This is a genomic window from Streptomyces sp. NPDC002994, assembly GCF_040611155.1.
Lineage (GTDB): Bacteria > Actinomycetota > Actinomycetes > Streptomycetales > Streptomycetaceae > Streptomyces.
Map to the genome: position 1 here is coordinate 85883 of NZ_JBEXNQ010000006.1, position 16104 is coordinate 101986.

15 protein-coding genes and 1 pseudogene are annotated in these 16104 nt (G+C 70.0%); 11 read left to right on the forward strand and 5 right to left on the reverse strand.

Features of this window, described 5'->3' with window-relative positions; genetic code table 11:
* Positions 1-103: 103 nt before the first annotated feature.
* Positions 104-910 carry a class I SAM-dependent methyltransferase gene (locus ABZX79_RS09460; RefSeq protein ID WP_355253891.1) on the reverse strand — a complete coding sequence of 269 codons (807 nt, stop codon included), beginning with the start codon at positions 908-910 and terminating at the stop codon, positions 104-106.
* A gap of 168 nt (positions 911-1078) precedes the next feature.
* Here ABZX79_RS09460 and mshA point away from each other — a divergent pair, with 168 nt between their 5' ends.
* Both mshA and ABZX79_RS09470 read left to right on the forward strand, forming a co-directional pair.
* Entirely contained in the window at positions 1079-2425 is a 1347-nt protein-coding gene (mshA, locus tag ABZX79_RS09465) for a D-inositol-3-phosphate glycosyltransferase (RefSeq protein WP_355253893.1), read from the forward strand.
* Positions 2418-2921, forward strand: a complete 504-nt coding sequence (locus ABZX79_RS09470) for a YbjN domain-containing protein (RefSeq protein ID WP_355253895.1) — start codon at positions 2418-2420, stop codon at positions 2919-2921. Before mshA ends, ABZX79_RS09470 begins: the two co-directional genes overlap by 8 nt.
* An 82-nt stretch (positions 2922-3003) precedes the next feature.
* Here the strand turns inward: ABZX79_RS09470 and ABZX79_RS09475 are convergent, their stop codons facing one another.
* Entirely contained in the window at positions 3004-3360 is a 357-nt protein-coding gene (locus ABZX79_RS09475; RefSeq protein ID WP_355253897.1) for a hypothetical protein, read from the reverse strand.
* A 211-nt stretch (positions 3361-3571) separates the two neighbouring features.
* Between ABZX79_RS09475 and ABZX79_RS09480 the strand changes: the two are divergent.
* Positions 3572-5258, forward strand: a pseudogene (locus tag ABZX79_RS09480) (glycosyl hydrolase family 28-related protein).
* Here ABZX79_RS09480 and ABZX79_RS09485 read toward each other — a convergent pair.
* Positions 5248-6534 (reverse strand): MFS transporter, encoded by a 1287-nt coding sequence (locus ABZX79_RS09485; RefSeq protein ID WP_355253899.1) that lies wholly within the window; start codon positions 6532-6534, stop codon positions 5248-5250. The pseudogene ABZX79_RS09480 and the gene ABZX79_RS09485 overlap by 11 nt on opposite strands.
* A 159-nt stretch (positions 6535-6693) precedes the next feature.
* Between ABZX79_RS09485 and ABZX79_RS09490 the strand changes: the two genes are divergently transcribed.
* Positions 6694-7455, forward strand: coding sequence for a phosphoglyceromutase (locus ABZX79_RS09490; protein WP_215129592.1), 762 nt, complete (start codon positions 6694-6696; stop codon positions 7453-7455).
* A gap of 103 nt (positions 7456-7558) precedes the next feature.
* A complete protein-coding gene (locus ABZX79_RS09495) occupies positions 7559-7852 on the forward strand; it encodes a hypothetical protein (protein ID WP_355253901.1) in 294 nt (97 codons plus the stop codon).
* A gap of 344 nt (positions 7853-8196) precedes the next feature.
* On the opposite strand, the gene phoU is transcribed toward ABZX79_RS09495, so the two are convergent.
* Positions 8197-8892, reverse strand: a complete 696-nt coding sequence (gene phoU, locus ABZX79_RS09500) for a phosphate signaling complex protein PhoU (RefSeq protein WP_355253903.1) — start codon at positions 8890-8892, stop codon at positions 8197-8199.
* 187 nt (positions 8893-9079) lie between these two features.
* Between phoU and ABZX79_RS09505 the strand changes: the two genes are divergently transcribed.
* Positions 9080-10351: an ATP-binding protein gene (locus ABZX79_RS09505; RefSeq protein WP_355253905.1), complete on the forward strand. Its 1272-nt coding sequence runs from the start codon at positions 9080-9082 to the stop codon at positions 10349-10351.
* Complete coding sequence (locus tag ABZX79_RS09510) at positions 10348-11028, forward strand: response regulator transcription factor (RefSeq protein ID WP_028814608.1); 681 nt, start codon at positions 10348-10350, stop codon at positions 11026-11028. The genes ABZX79_RS09505 and ABZX79_RS09510 overlap by 4 nt, the downstream gene beginning before the upstream one ends.
* A gap of 97 nt (positions 11029-11125) precedes the next feature.
* Here the strand turns inward: ABZX79_RS09510 and ABZX79_RS09515 are convergent, their stop codons facing one another.
* Positions 11126-11827, reverse strand: coding sequence for a DUF461 domain-containing protein (locus ABZX79_RS09515; protein WP_355253908.1), 702 nt, complete (start codon positions 11825-11827; stop codon positions 11126-11128).
* A 567-nt stretch (positions 11828-12394) separates the two neighbouring features.
* Between ABZX79_RS09515 and ABZX79_RS09520 the strand changes: the two genes are divergently transcribed.
* The 4 genes from ABZX79_RS09520 (at position 12395) to cysS (ending at position 16077) form a co-directional block, all read left to right on the forward strand.
* Positions 12395-12877 carry a CarD family transcriptional regulator gene (locus ABZX79_RS09520; RefSeq protein ID WP_006380568.1) on the forward strand — a complete coding sequence of 161 codons (483 nt, stop codon included), beginning with the start codon at positions 12395-12397 and terminating at the stop codon, positions 12875-12877.
* Positions 12878-13201: 324 nt separating this feature from the next.
* Positions 13202-13957, forward strand: a complete 756-nt coding sequence (gene ispD / locus ABZX79_RS09525) for a 2-C-methyl-D-erythritol 4-phosphate cytidylyltransferase (RefSeq protein WP_355253910.1) — start codon at positions 13202-13204, stop codon at positions 13955-13957.
* Positions 13947-14441, forward strand: coding sequence for a 2-C-methyl-D-erythritol 2,4-cyclodiphosphate synthase (ispF, locus tag ABZX79_RS09530; RefSeq protein ID WP_355253912.1), 495 nt, complete (start codon positions 13947-13949; stop codon positions 14439-14441). The genes ispD and ispF overlap by 11 nt, the downstream gene beginning before the upstream one ends.
* Positions 14442-14673: 232 nt before the next feature.
* A complete protein-coding gene (gene cysS, locus ABZX79_RS09535) occupies positions 14674-16077 on the forward strand; it encodes a cysteine--tRNA ligase (RefSeq protein ID WP_355253914.1) in 1404 nt (467 codons plus the stop codon).
* Positions 16078-16104 lie beyond the last annotated feature (27 nt).

Here is a 16104-nt window from a genome sequence, read left to right on the forward strand (position 1 = left end):
GTCCGTGAAAACGACAGAGGCCCCCGCCCACAGGTTTCTGACGAACGGCCGGCCCGCCGTGTTCCCCTCGGCGGCCACTCGTTCGGGAAGATCCAAAACGGTTTCAGCCGGTGCGCGGCTGGAGAGCGGCCCAGTTCACCGTGACTTCACCCTGCCGCCACCGCCGCTCCCCGTCCGCCAGCGGCCAGTCGGCCGAGAGATCGCGTACGGCCTTGATCCAGCGCTGCCGGGCACCGAGTGAGGCGTACGGGGCGGCCGCCGCCCACGCCCGGTCGAAGTCCCGCAGGAAGGCGTGCACGGGCTCGCCCGGCACATTGCGGTGGATCAGCGCCTTCGGCAGCCGCTCCGCGAGATCGGAAGGGCGCTCCAGCGACCCCAGCCGGGTCGCGAAGGTGACCGTCCGCGGCCCCTCCGCCCCCAGCGCGACCCACACATGCCGCCGCCCGATCTCGTCGCAGGTCCCCTCCACCAGCAGCCCCCCGGGCGCCAGCCGCGCGCACAGCCGCTCCCAGACCGAGGCGACCTCCCCCTCGTCGTACTGGCGCAGCACATTCGCCGCCCGGATCAGGGCGGGGCGGCGGCTGTCGGGCAGGGGCACTTCGAAGCCGCCGTGCCGGAACGCGAGACCCGCGCGCTCGTACGGCTTCGCGGCGGCCACCCTGGCCGGTTCGATCTCGATGCCCACGACCTCGGCGGCGGGCGCGGCGGTGCGCAGCCGGCCGAGCAGCTCGACGGCGGTCCAGGGCGCGGCCCCGTACCCGAGGTCGACCGCGACGGGGTCACCGCTGCGGCGCAGCTCAGCGCCGTGCGCGGCGGCGATCCAGCGGTCCATGCGGCGCAGGCGGTTCGGATTGGTCGTCCCGCGGGTGACGGCGCCGACGGGGCGCGAGGGGGAGATGCGGGAGGCCATGAAGCGAGGGTAAGCGCCCGCTGCGGCTCGTAAAGGTTGAGTCAGTGAAGTAATGATTTGGTAAAACGGAAATTGGAGGGAGGCATTCCGCTGTTTGGGCTGAACGGAGGGCCGCACCCGCGCCCTCTGTGCGCCATGCCATGACCCCGAGCGATGAGGACCGTCGACGTGAGCCAGTACGTCTCCCGATTCGCCGGCACACTGGCGGCGCCGCCCCGCCTCCGGCTGCCCGGCGGCCACCACCGCAAGCCGCGCCGGATCGCCATGCTCAGCGTCCACACCTCCCCGCTGCACCAGCCGGGGACGGGCGACGCGGGCGGCATGAACGTCTACATCGTCGAGCTGGCCAAGCGCCTCGCCGCGATCAATATCGAGGTTGAGATCTTCACCCGGGCGTCCACCGGCGGCCTGCCGCCCAGCGTCGAGCTCGCGCCCGGCGTGCTGGTCCGCCACATCGACGCCGGCCCGTACGAAGGCCTGCCCAAGGAGGAGCTGCCCGCGCAGCTCTGCGCCTTCACACACGGCGTGATGCAGGCCTGGGCCGGTCAGCGCCCCGGCTACTACGACCTCGTCCACTCCCACTACTGGCTCTCCGGCCACGTCGGCTGGCTCGCAGCCGAACGCTGGGGCGCGCCCCTGGTCCACGCCATGCACACCATGGCGAAGGTCAAGAACGCCGCGCTGGCGGAGGGCGACACCCCCGAGCCGGCCGCGCGCGTCATCGGCGAGACGCAGATCGTACGGGCGGCGGACCGCCTCATCGCCAACACGGCGGAGGAGGCGGACGAACTGGCCCGCTTCTACGAGGCCGACCCCGGCAAGCTCGCCGTCGTACACCCCGGCGTGAACCTGGAGCGCTTCCGTCCGGCCGACGGGCGGGCGGCGGCCCGCGCCCGCCTGGACCTCCCCCAGGACGCGATCATTCCGCTCTTCGCCGGCCGCATCCAGCCGCTCAAGGCCCCGGACATCCTGCTGCGCGCGGTCGCGGTGCTCCTCGACGAGGACCCGTCGCTGCGCTCGAAGCTCGTCGTTCCGGTCGTCGGCGGACCGAGCGGCAGCGGCCTCGCGAAGCCGGAGGGCCTGCAGAAGCTGGCCGCCAGGCTGGGCATCGCCGACGTTGTACGCTTCCGGCCGCCGGTCGGCCAGGACCGCCTGGCGGACTGGTTCCGGGCGGCATCGGTCCTGGTCATGCCGTCGTACAGCGAATCCTTCGGCCTGGTCGCGATAGAGGCGCAGGCGTCGGGCACACCGGTGGTGGCGGCGGCGGTGGGCGGCCTTCCGGTCGCGGTGCGGGACGGCCGGACCGGCATCCTGGTCGAGGGCCACGATCCGGCCGGATACGCCCGTGCGCTGCGGCGCTTCATCGACGAGCCGGGCCTGGCGGACCGGATGGGCGCGGCGGCCGCCCGCCACGCGCAGTCGTTCGGCTGGGACACGGCCGCGTCCGGCACGGCCGACGTATACACGGCCGCGATGCACGAACACCGCCGTCGCGTACGCTCGCACCATGGCTGACGTACAGCATCAGGTCACCGAGACGCTCGAGCAGACGCTGAAGGACGCGGAGCTCGAGTGGGAGAGCCCTGAGCCCGGCTCGTACGTGGTGAAGCTCCCCGGCACGCGCAAGCTGTCCACGACGTGCTCCCTGATCGTCGGCAAGCACTCGCTGTCCATCAACGCCTTCGTGATCCGCCACCCGGACGAGAACGACGCGGCGGTGCACCGCTGGCTGCTGGAGCGCAATCTGCGCCTGTACGGGGTGAGTTACGCGATCGACAGCCTCGGCGACATCTACCTGGCAGGGAAGCTTCCGCTGTCGGCAGTGACTCCGGACGAGCTCGACCGTCTGTTGGGGAGCGTCCTGGAGGCGGCGGACGGCAGCTTCAACACCCTGCTGGAGCTGGGCTTCGCGAGCGCTATCCGCAGGGAGTACGCGTGGCGGGTGTCGCGCGGCGAGTCGACCAGAAACCTGGACGCGTTCACGCACCTGACCCAGCGGCCTTCCGGCTGACGAACGGCCCCGCCTCCACGAAGAGACGTGAAGGCGGGGCCGGGTTCGTAAGTGGCGACGGAGGCCGTCAGACGGCTTCGTGTCAGTCCTCGTCGTCGAAGTTGCCGTTGCCGTTGCCGTTGCCCGAGGAGTGCGAGCCTTCGATTTCGGTGATGCCCCAGGGGCCGCCGACGTTGCTGAGGTAGAAGGCCCCGCTCGAGTTCCTGTTGGTGAACCCGTTGTTGAACCCGTTGTCGAAGCCGTTGTCGAACCCGTTCCTGTCGCCGTTCATGTCCCCGCCGTTCATGCCCCCGTTGTTGTACGGGGCCGAGTCGGACGGGCCGCCGTTGTAGGGGTCGCCGTTCCCGTCGAAGTCCATGGTGGCGGCGGCAGCGGGTCCGGCTGCCATGAAGCCGGCAGCGGCGAGGCCGGCGAGGGTGATCGCGACGCGACGAATCATGATGCGCTCTCCTGTACGTATATGGCGGATGGGGGTTTGACTCCACCCCACTCGCGCACGGCTGCCGGACGTACACGCCCTGGGTTCCTCCAGAAGGAGGAGGCATATGCGTCCGGTCGGTCGCACACCGCCCCCTTCCCCACTGTCCCGCGCCATGGCATGCTCACCGCCGACACGCACCTGAACACCGTTCACATACATGGAGGCGAGCATGGGGATCGGTCAAAGCGCCATCACCAGGCGGGCGTTGATCGTCAGCGCGATAGCCGTCGCAGCATCGGGCGTCGCTCGGCCCGCCTTCGGGGCAGGGGTGGCTGGGGTGGCAGGGCAGCGGGAAAACGTCCTCCTCTGGCAGGAGTTCGCCGCCGCGCCGTACACCCACCCCCAGATCCCGTACGTCGGCCGAGCCGGAGCCCGCGCCGGGGCCACCCGCCTTCCCCGCCGCCCCGTCGTCGCCAACGTCCTCCACTACGGCGCCAAGCCCGACGGCTCGACCGACGCGGCCCCCGCCATCAACCGCGCCCTCGCGGCCGCCGGAGCCCGTGGCGGCGGCACCGTCCTCGTCCCGCCCGGCACGTACCGCATCGACGACGTCATCCGCATCGGCCACAGCGACGTCGTCCTGCGCGGCGCCGGTAGCGCTCGCACCAAGCTGCTCGCGACAAAGAGCCTCACGGAGCTGATCGGCCCGTACGGCAGCCGTTACGGCGGCGACAAATCCTCCTGGTCCTGGGCCGGCGGCCTCATCTGGCTCTGCCCGCAGGAGCGTTACGAGTCCCTCACCGCCGCCATCACGGCCAAGGCCTGGCCCTTCGAGGGCTGGACCGGCAACAAGCGCGACGAATGGCAGACCCTCGCCACCGTCGCACCCGCCGAGCGCGGCGACCGGACGATCACCGTCCACAACCCGGCCGTCCCCCTGCGCCCCGGCCAACTGGTCCTCCTGCGCCTCGCCGACGACCCCGCCCACACCCTCCTGGCGCACATCGCGGGCGACAGCCCCGGCGCCCACAGCTACACCTGGGACGACAAGCCCAAGTTGACCAGCTACGTCCCGTACGAATGGCCCGTACGCATCACCCGCGTCTCCGGCGCCCGGATCACCCTCGAACGCCCCCTGCCCCTCGACATCCGCCCCGCATGGGACCCACGCCTCACCACCCCCGTCACCCCGCTCACCGGCTCCGGCGTAGAAGGCCTGACCCTCGAAGCGGTCGAGACACCGCAGTCCCCGCACCTGCTCGACAAGGGCTACAACGGCGTCACTTTCCAGTGCGCGTACGACTGCTGGGCCGACGACATCACCGTCCGCCACGTCGACAACGGCTTCGGTCTCGTCGCCGCCTCCGCGTGTACGCTCCGCCGCACCCGCGTCGAAGGCCGCGGCTCCCACCCACCCGTACTTCTGCCGCGAGGGCTCCCACGACAACCTCGTCGAGGACTTCAGCATCGCGCAGCGCACCACGCCCGCACCCGCCGGCACCCAGCTCCACGGCATCAACGTCGAAGGGCTGTCCAGCTACAACGTCTGGTCGCGCGGCGTCATGCACATGGGCACCTTCGACACCCACCGCGGCATGCCGTTCGCCAACGTCCGCACCGAGATCACGGTCAACAACAACGGCCGCCACGGCGGCGACGCCTCCGCCGGCCCCCTCTACGGGGCCCGCTTCACCCACTGGAACGTGACCGTCACGAACGCCCGCGCCGGCCTGGTCAAGATCGACACCATCGCCCCGTACAGCGCGACCGTAGGCATCAGCGAGGTCCGCGACTTCGACCAGACCGACGTCCCCGACTTCACCGGCCCGCTGCACTCCCGCCTGGAGGCATACGGATCCCCCACTTCCGTACGCCCGTCCAACCTCTACGAGGCGCAACGAGCCCTCAGCCGCTGACCTTCTCCCCGTCCGCCTCAGGAGCCGGGACGGGGGCAACAGCCACCGCCGCCTGCGAGGCCTCCGAGTCCGCGAGCACCCGCCGCAGCAGCGTCCCGTACCCCGCCGCGGCGACCACGCCGATGACCCCGCACCCGATCCACAGCACGTCCGGCCCGGGCCCGTCCACGATCCACCCCGCCAGGAGGGGCGCGAGGAAGCCGGCCAGCGCCCAGGACATGCCCATCACGCCCTGGTACCGCCCCCGCGCGTGCTCCGGCGCCAGCCGCGCGGTGGCGGCGGCGTTGGTCGGCACGTGCACCATCTCGCCGAGCGTCCACACCACCACGGTCACCGCGAACAGCAGCGGCGTCCCGGCCAGCGCGGTCGCCCCGGTCCCGGCGGCGAACAGCAGCGCGGAGACGGTGAGCAGCGCGGCCGGCGAACGCCGGTCGGTGATCTTGTTGACGAGCAACTGGAAGCCCACTATGACGACGCCGTTGACCGCGATGACCATGCCGTACGCACTCGGCTCCAGCCCCTCGCCGGCCATGGTCAGCGGCAGGGCGACCCACGGCGCGGTGAAGATGAGGCAGATGAGCAGGTTGAGCAGCACCAGCGTCCGGAAGGGCGCGTCCCGCAGCACCTCCAGCAGGCTCAGCTTCGCCTCGGCGACCGCTTCTTCGCCCTTGACGACGGGCGGCACAACGGGCCGGGTTTCCGGCAGTCTCATGAAGACGATGACCGCGCACAGAACAGTCGCCGCCGCGTCCACCAGGAACAGCGTCCGGTAGCCGAAGACGATCGCCGCGCCGCCGCCGAGCGCGGCTATGGCGAAGCCAAGGTTGAGTGCCCAGTAGTTCAGGGCGTACGCGCGCCGCCGCTCGGGCTCCGGCACCATGTCGGCGATGGTCGCGCCGATCGCCGGGCGTACCGCCTGCATGGCGACACCCATCAGCAGCACCACCACCGCGACGCCGACCGCGCTGGTCACCACGGCGAGCGCGGCCGCGCCCGCCGCCGTACCCAGGTGCCCGGCGATCATCGTGGGCCGCCGCCCCCACCGGTCGGTGAGCATCCCGCCGAGCGGCGAACCGGCCACCCCGCCGAGCCCGTGCAGTGCGATGACGAGCCCCGCGTACCAGGCCGAGTAACCCAGCTCCTGCGTCAGATACAGCGACAGGAAGGTCAGCACGAAGGCCCCGGTGCGGTTCACCAGGGTCGAGGTCCACAGCCACCAGAAACCGTCGGGAAGCCCCGAGACCGTTTCCTTCGCGGCACGTCTGAGCGAGGCCATGGACATGAGCAATCCCCCCAGGGACTTCGGCGGCGGCGGTGGCGGACCGCCCGTGTAAGCGGCTGACGCGGTATCCGCAACTTACAAGCGGGAGTGGTCCGGAGCCACTCAATTGACGCGAGCCGTCAACCGTCCGAGGCGTCCATTAGTCTCGTACGCATGGCCGACGCACCGTACAAGCTGATCCTCCTCCGCCACGGCGAGAGCGAATGGAACGCGAAGAACCTGTTCACCGGATGGGTGGACGTCAACCTCACCGAGAAGGGCGAGAAGGAGGCGGTGCGCGGCGGTGAGCTGCTCGTCGAAGCCGGCCTGCTCCCCGACGTACTGCACACCTCGCTCCAGAAGCGCGCCATCCGCACCGCCCAGCTCTCGTTGGAGGCCGCGGACCGCCACTGGATCCCCGTCCACCGCTCCTGGCGCCTGAACGAGCGCCACTACGGCGCCCTCCAGGGCAAGGACAAGGCGCAGACGCTCGCCGAGTTCGGCGAGGAGCAGTTCATGCTCTGGCGCCGTTCGTACGACACCCCGCCGCCGGTCCTCGAGGACGGCACGACGTTCTCCCAGTCCGACGACCCGCGCTACGCGACGATCCCGAGCGAGCTGCGCCCGCGCACGGAGTGCCTCAAGGACGTCGTCGAGCGCATGCTGCCGTACTGGTACGACGGCATCGTCCCCGACCTGCTCGCCGGCCGCACCGTCCTGGTCGCCGCCCACGGCAACTCGCTGCGCGGCCTGGTGAAGCACCTCGACGGCATCTCCGACGAGGAGATCACCGGCCTGAACATCCCCACCGGCATCCCGCTCTACTACGAGCTCGACGCCGACTTCCGCCCCGTCACCAAGGGCGGCACGTACCTCGACCCGGAGGCCGCGAAGGCCGCCATCGAGGCCGTGAAGAACCAAGGTAAGAAGAAGTAACACGTACGGATCGAGCCCCCTGGCGCGGATTCTCCGCGGCAGGGGGCTCGGTGCTGCGTGACGTGTAGGTTCCGAGCGGTCCGCGAAGAGGCGAGAGCACGATATGAGCGACACCCTGCTGACCACACTGGCCACTGCCATGGCGCAGTTGGTCACAGCCATCGACCTGACGGACGAGGACGACGTCGATCCGGATCTGGCGACGACCTGGTTCGAAGACGTCGCCGACCACCTCGGCAGGCTCTCCGCCGAGGACCGCCACCGGCTCGCGGCGCTCTTCCGGGAAGCGGCCATGGACGAGACGCGGCCCGAGTTCCGGGAGGCGATGCTGGAGGTGCCGGAGAACTTCGGCCTCGAGGACGACGACGAGGACGAGTACGACGACGACGCGGCGTAAGCGGCTCACGTCAGTACGGAAAGGGCCCCGTCCTCAGCGGACGGGGCCCTTTCCGTACTCACCGGTCGCCCTAGCCGCAGCAGCCGCCGCACTGGCACGGCCCGCCCGACTGGCAGCCGCAGCCGCAGCCGGACCCGCACCCGCAGGCGCCGAGGACGGGTAGCGCGAGACGGTGGTGGACCACTTCAACCGGCGGTTCCTGCTGGGAGTTGGGCGTGGGGGAATCGACCATGGGGATCCTCCTCGAAGGCGACGCACGTGGCGTACTCCTGCTGCCCATTGGATGCCCATCCCGGCGGGCGCATCAACGGCGCACACGCGCAATGCTCCGATTGTTACTGCGGTTACTCGCCCTGGGCGGGCGGCGTCGCCGCCGCCGCGGCCGCCGCCTGGAGCTCGTCCGCGTGCTCACCCGTCACCAGGTACACCACGCGCTTCGCCACCGAGACCGCGTGGTCGGCGAACCGCTCGTAGTAACGGCCGAGCAGCGTCACGTCGACCGCCGTCTCGATGCCGTGCTTCCAGCGGTCGTCCATCAGGTGCTGGAACAGCGCGCGGTGCAGCAGGTCCATCTCGTCGTCGTCGTGCTCCAGCTGGAGCGCGAGGTCGACGTCCTTCGTGGTGATGACCTCCGCCGCCTTCGCCATCAGGCGCTGCGCGAGCTGCCCCATCTCGAGCATGGTCGCGTGCAGGTCGTGCGGTACGGCCGAGGCCGGGAAGCGCAGCCGGGCGAGCTTGGCCACGTGCTGGGCGAGGTCGCCCGAGCGCTCCAGGTCGGCGCTCATCCGCAGCGACGTGACGACGATCCGCAGGTCCGTCGCGACCGGCTGCTGGCGGGCCAGCAGGGCTATCGCGCGCGCTTCCAGCTCGTGCTGGAGATCGTCGACCTTCTGGTCGCCGGCAATCACGCTCTCGGCGAGCTTGAGGTCCGCGTCGAGCATGGCAGTGGTGGCCCGTCCGATCGCGGACCCGACGAGCCGGGCCATCTCGACCAGGGCTTCACCGATCGAGTCAAGTTCCTCGTGGTACGCGTCGCGCATGAAAGTCCCTCTCTTGTCTTTCTTGAGGCCTCTGAACCCCACGCTCCCACGTTCTGTCCGTTACGCGTCCGATTCCGGCACCCCAAGTGAACCAGCCCCATCCCCTCGGTGAACTCTGAGCGACGAGTGTTCGAGCGGCCACCCATTTGGCTGGGGGAGTGTCGTAGCCCCCGCTTAACCTGGGTGCATGGACGTGAACGCGGCAGTCGCCGCAGCAGCAGCGATCGCCGGTCTGCTGACCGGTGTGATCGCCGTGCTGACGTTCCGCTGGAGCGAGCGCGAGCAGGCCAGGCCCACCCGGTCCTCCATGCGGCCGGACGTCAACGCCGTGCTGCCGCCGGGCGTCGACACCGTGCTGTCCGTGCTCCGCTCCTCCGCCGTCGTACTGGACGAGAGCGACAGCGTCGTCAAGGCCAGCTCGGCGGCGTACGCCCTCGGGCTGGTCCGGGGCGGAAAGCTGGCCGTGGACCCGATGCTCCACATGGCTCGCGACACCCGCAGGGACGGTGAGATACGCCAGGTCGAACTGGACCTTCCGCGTCGCGGCACCGGCCGCGGCGAGGCGCTGGCGGTCTCCGCACGCGTCGCCCCGCTCGGCTCGCGTCTCGTGCTGCTCCTGGTGGAGGACCTCACCGAGGCCCGCCGCATCGAAGCGGTACGGCGCGACTTCGTCGCGAATGTCAGCCATGAGCTCAAGACTCCTACCGGCGCGCTCTCGCTGCTCTCCGAGGCCGTCATGGACGCCTCGGACGACCCCGAGGCGGTCACCCGTTTCGCGGGCCGCATGCAGATCGAGGCGACCCGTCTCACCAATCTGGTCCAAGAGCTCATTGATCTTTCCCGCGTCCAGAACGACGACCCGCTGGAGGACGCGGAGCCGGTTCGCGTGGACGAACTGGTCGCCGAGGCCATGGACCGCAGCCGCCACGCCGCGTCCACCAAGAACATCACGATGGCGTCGGGCGGAACGGAGGGCCTGCACGTCTGGGGCCACCGCGGCCAGCTCGCCGCCGCCCTCGGCAATCTCGTCGAGAACGCCGTCAACTACAGCCCGGCCCGCACCCGCGTCGGCATAGCGGGCCGCCGGATCTCCGCCCCCGGCGGGGACCTGATCGAGATAGCCGTCACCGACCAGGGAATCGGCATCTCCGAGAAGGACCGCGAGCGCGTCTTCGAGCGCTTCTACCGTGTGGACCCGGCCCGCTCCCGGGCCACCGGAGGCACTGGCCTCGGCCTGGCCATCGTCAAGCACGTGGCCGCCTCGCACGGCGGGGAGGTCACGGTGTGGAGCTCCGAGGGACAGGGCTCCACCTTCACCCTGCGACTGCCCGAGGCAGCCGCAGCACGCGACCGGTCATCGGTCGCGCGCCCGCACGGCGTCAATGAGTCCGCACACGACGCCGGCCCGTACGAGACCACTGATCGCGAACCCATTCCCCACCCGGAGGTCCTTCCGTGACCCGAGTGCTCGTCGTCGAGGATGAGGAATCCTTCAGCGACGCCCTGTCCTACATGCTGCGCAAGGAGGGCTTCGAGGTCGCCATCGCGGCCACCGGCCCCGACGGGCTCGACGAGTTCGAGCGCAACGGCGCCGACCTCGTCCTGCTGGACCTCATGCTCCCGGGCCTGCCCGGCACCGAGGTCTGCCGCCAGCTCCGCAGCCATTCCAATGTTCCGGTCATCATGGTGACCGCCAAGGACAGTGAGATCGACAAGGTCGTGGGTCTGGAGATAGGAGCCGACGACTACGTCACGAAGCCCTTCTCCTCGCGGGAGCTGGTCGCGCGCATCCGCGCTGTCCTGCGCCGCCGCGGAGAGCCGGAAGAGGTCACCCCGGCGGCCCTGGAAGCCGGCCCGGTGCGGATGGACGTAGACCGTCACGTGGTCACCGTCGGCGGCGGCAAGGTCGATCTCCCGCTGAAGGAGTTCGACCTCCTGGAGATGCTGCTGCGCAACGCGGGCAGGGTCCTCACCCGTATGCAGCTGATCGACCGTGTCTGGGGCGCGGACTACGTGGGCGACACCAAGACCCTCGACGTCCACGTGAAGCGCCTCAGAGCCAAGATCGAACCGGACCCGGGCGCACCGAGGTACCTGGTGACGGTGCGCGGTCTCGGCTACAAGTTCGAGCCGTAAGCCGTAAACCTCAGCCTGCTTGCTCAAGCAGATGGGGGCGCCCCGCCGGTACCGACCGGCGGGGCGCCCCCATCAGCATGCTGCGTGCGTACGGGCGTCAGTGCTCCGCGCCGTGCTCGTCGGCGTCGGCATCGGCGTCGGCAGGGGTAGTGGCAGTGGCGCCCGCGGCGCCGGAAGCCGACTGCGACGGGGTGCCCGCCGGGGTGCCGGACGGGCTGCCGGAAGCGGTGCCCGCGGGCGTCCCCGTCGCCGAGCCGGACGGCGCCTGGGCCGGCGGCTTCGGCAGCTCGCTCGGGCCGACGCCCTTGAAGTAGTGCGTCGCCGGAACCACGAACGCCCGCAGCTCGACCGCGCCGGTCTCGCTGAGCTCGAAGCGCACGGGCTGCGCGTCGCCGGCCTTCGCCGCCTCGCTGCCGTTCTGGATGACGGCGGAGGCGTTGCCGTCGCCACCGAGGAGGAGCGAGCCGCCGGCGGGCACGGTCAGCGGGCCCGAACCCTTGGCAGGGCTGAGCTTCACCTTGGCGCTGGTGCCGGGCAGCGTGACCGATTCGAGCGTCTCTGCCTTGGTGCCGTTGTTGAAGACCATCCCGGTGACGACCGCGGGGCCCTTGGCGTCGAGCTCGGGCTGGGTGACGATCGTCGCGTTCTGGATCTTGATGTCGTCGACGGTGGTCGCGGCGTTGTCCGGCCTGACCCCGAGCGTCTGCGCGTCGTTGCCCGCACCACACGCGGCAAGCGAAGCGATCGAGAACACGATGGCGGTGGCGGCGAGGGCACCGCGTCGAAGGCTGCGGCTCACGGTGGAGGCATCTCCTGTTAGACGGGTTCGAGCGGCGTAAAGCCGCCCTAAGGGTGTGTCAGCGCGCTTAGGTTACCGAGCCGTCCTCCGGCCCTCGCACCCGACCCGCCCCACCCGGCCCGCCCGTACCGGCCACCGCAAGCCCGGACGCTTGTTTCGTACGCCCTTCACATATCGCGGGGAGGGCGTGCGTGCGTCCCGAGTGCGGATTATCCGTAAGGAATGTATGGGGGTCCGGAGAATTGATCACCGCCGCCACTGATCAATTCCGGATTCCGGCCGAACGGGTGACCGATCACCGAACGGAGTACATCAAGTTCACCGCTTGGAACCCGGCAAACCGGGACGTTCGGCCCCTTCGGAGGGCTCTGTGGTGTGTGTAACGTACGCGTTTCTCTCCGCCCGCACAGCCGCTCCGACCTGCGAATACCCGCTTCCGGAAGGTCTGCGCAGCACGTTCCTGTTGCTGTTGTCAAGCCCCGAGATATGCCCTGACCTGCGGAAACGCCATTCAGAAGAAGCCGTTTCCGTGTTACTCTGGATAGCCACGGAAGGGGTACCTGTCACATGACGTTCAAGGTTGGCGACACCGTGGTCTATCCCCATCACGGGGCCGCACTGATCGAGGCTATCGAAACTCGCCAGATCAAAGGTGTGGACAAGACCTACTTGGTGCTCAAGGTTGCCCAGGGTGACTTGACTGTTCGTGTGCCTGCGGACAATGCGGAGTTCGTCGGTGTACGCGACGTAGTCGGTCAGGAAGGGCTCGACCGGGTCTTCGAGGTGCTGCGCGCACCGTATGCCGAAGAGCCGACGAACTGGTCCCGGCGCTACAAGGCAAATCTCGAGAAGCTCGCCTCCGGTGATGTCATCAAGGTCGCCGAGGTAGTGCGCGACCTGTGGCGCCGTGAGCGTGAGCGCGGTCTCTCCGCAGGTGAGAAGCGCATGCTCGCCAAGGCGCGCCAGATCCTGGTGAGCGAGCTCGCACTCGCGGAGAACACCAATGAAGACAAGGCCGAGGCCCTGCTCGACGAGGTCCTCGCGTCCTGACTCCGGGTCCAGGGGCTCCTTCCCTGATACCCAATCATGAGTAACGATGCCGTGGTGCCCGCTGACAAGGTCTCCAGCCCTTGTCGCCGGGCGCTGCGGCATGTTGCTTTCTCCTCCGCGCGCCCCTGATTCCAAGTGGGTCCCAGGTGTGATCCCAGGTGCTCTCTGGTGTGCCGGGCCCGGGCAGCTGGCTTGACCAGTCGTCACGGAAGGGGCCGGTCAAGGCGTCGCGCCCGGCACGCTGTGGCCATACCCACGAAGGCCGCGGACACAAACCTGGCGGGCCCAAACCCGTCCCCGAAGCTGTCGGCCCCGGAGCTACCGATGACAGACGAACCGCGCCCCACGCCCACCCCGCGCACCGCCGCCGTGATCCCCGCGGCCGGCCGCGGGGTACGGCTCGGCCCCGGCGCCCCCAAGGCGCTCCGTGCGCTGAACGGCACCCCCATGCTGATCCACGCCGTACGGGCCATGGCCAACTCCAGGGCCGTCTCGCTCGTCGTCGTGGTGGCCCCGAAGGACGGCGCCGTCGAGGTCAAGAACCTCCTCGGCGAGCACGCGCTGCCCGAGCGAACGGACTTCCTGGTCGTACCGGGCGGTGAGACCCGCCAGGAGTCGGTGCGGCTCGGGCTGGAAGCCCTCCCGGCCGACATCACCGCCGTGCTGGTGCACGACGCGGCCCGCCCGCTCGTGCCCGTCGACACCGTCGATTCGGTCATCGAGGCCGTACGGGACGGCGCGCCGGCCGTGGTGCCCGCGTTGCCGCTGGCCGACACCGTCAAGGAGGTCGAGCCCGGCGAGAAGGGCGAGCCCGAGCCGGTTGTCGCCACGCCCGTGCGGGCACGGCTGCGCGCCGTACAGACTCCGCAGGGCTTCGACCGGGCCACGCTGGTGCGCGCGCACGAGACGGTCGCGGCGAGCGGGGAAGGCGCGACGGACTGCGCCGGCATGGTGGAGCAGCTCGGGGTGCGGGTCGTGGTCGTACCCGGCCACGAAGAGGCATTCAAGGTGACCCGGCCGCTGGACCTGGTCCTGGCCGAGGCGGTACTCGCCCGCAGGAGGGCCAACGATGGCTTCTGACATGCCTTTGCTCCCGCTGGTCGGGATCGGGACCGACATCCACGCCTTCGAGGAAGGCCGCGAGCTCTGGTGCGGCGGCCTGCTCTGGGAGGGCGAGGGGCCCGGCCTGGCCGGCCACTCGGACGCCGATGTCGTCGCGCACGCCGCCTGCAACGCGCTCTTCTCCGCGGCTGGTCTCGGTGACCTCGGCGCGCACTTCGGCACGGGGCGGCCCGAGTGGGCCGGCGCGTCGGGCATCACGCTGCTGACGGAGGCGGCGCGGATCGTACGGGCCGAAGGTTTCGCGATCGGCAATGTCGCGGTCCAGGTCGTCGGCGTACGCCCGAAGATCGGGAAGCGGCGGGACGAGGCGCAGAAGGTGCTTTCGGAGGCGGTCGGTGCGCCGGTCTCGTTGTCGGCCGCGACGTCGGACGGGCTCGGCTTCACGGGCCGGGGCGAGGGTCTGGCGGCGATCGCCACGGCGCTGGTGGTCCGTACGGGTTGAGTGATCGGTGCTGGGGGGCAAGCCCCCCAGCACCCCAGACAACACGGACGCCCTGCGGGCGTGTCCTCAAACGCCGGAGGGCTGGAAGGTTGCCCCAAGCGGCAACATCCAGGGGGCTTGCCCCCAGCTTCGGCCGTACGGGGGAAACGCGACGGCGGCGAGCCCGGCGGCGTGAGCCACTGGTATGGGAAAGGGTCGCAAGGCACTGTCGTCCGCCCACTACCCTGGTGTAGTGACTATTCGGCTGTACGACACCAGCGCCCGGCAGACTCGCGACTTCTCCCCGCTCACGCCGGGCTGCGTCTCGATCTACCTCTGTGGCGCTACCGTGCAGGCCGCCCCGCACATCGGCCACATCCGGTCGGGCCTGAACTTCGACATCATGCGCCGCTGGTTCACCTACCGCGGCTACGACGTGACGTTCATCCGCAATGTCACGGACATCGACGACAAGATCATCAAGAAGTCGGCGGAGCAGGGCCGCCCCTGGTGGTCCATCGGGTACGAGAACGAGCGCGCCTTCAACGACGGTTACGCCGCCCTCGGCTGCCTCCCGCCGACGTACGAGCCCCGCGCCACCGGGCACGTCACCGAGATGGTCGAGATGATGCGCGGCCTCATCGAGCGCGGGCACGCGTACGAGGCCGACGGGAACGTCTACTTCGACGTACGGTCGTACCCGGGGTACCTCGAACTCTCCAACCAGGAGCTCGACAACCTCCTCCAGCCCTCCGGCGAGGGCGAGACGGGCAAGCGGGACCAGCGCGACTTCGCCATGTGGAAGGCCGCGAAGCCCGGCGAGCCGAGCTGGGAGACCCCGTGGGGACGCGGGCGTCCCGGCTGGCACCTGGAGTGCTCCGCGATGGCCCACAAGTACCTGGGCAAGGCGTTCGACATCCACGGCGGCGGAATCGACCTGATCTTCCCGCACCACGAGAACGAGATCGCCCAGGCCAAGGCCTTCGGCGACGACTTCGCCAAGTACTGGGTGCACAACCACTGGGTCACCATGGCCGGCGAGAAGATGTCGAAGTCGCTCGGCAACTCGGTGCTCGTGAGCGAGATGGTCAAGGCGTGGCGCCCGATCGTGTTGCGCTACTACCTCGGTACGCCGCACTACCGCTCCACCATCGAGTACAGCGAGGAAGCCCTGCGCGAGGCGGAGTCCGCCTTCGCGCGCATCGAGGGCTTCATCCAGCGAGTGATCGAGAAGGCGGGGGGCGACGTCGAGCCCGCGGCCGAGGTCCCGCCGGCCTTCGCCGAGGCGATGGACGACGACCTGGGCGTGCCGCAGGCGCTCGCGATCGTCCACACCACCGTGCGCCAGGGCAATTCGGCGCTGGCCGCCGACGACAAGGACGAGGCGGTCGCGCGGCTGGCCGAGGTACGGGCCATGCTCGGCGTCCTCGGTCTCGACCCGCTCGCCGAGCAGTGGTCGGGCGGCGGCTCGGAGCGTGGCGAAGACCTGCACGGGGTCGTCGACACGCTCGTACGCCTCGTACTCGACCAGCGGCAGTCGGCCCGTGACCGCAAGGACTGGGCCGCGGCCGATGCGATCCGGGACCAGCTCCAGCAGACCGGCCTCGTCATCGAGGACAGTCCGTCGGGCCCGCGATGGAGCCTCGGATCGCGCTGAGAGGCGCGCCGGTCATGGCACGGGGCA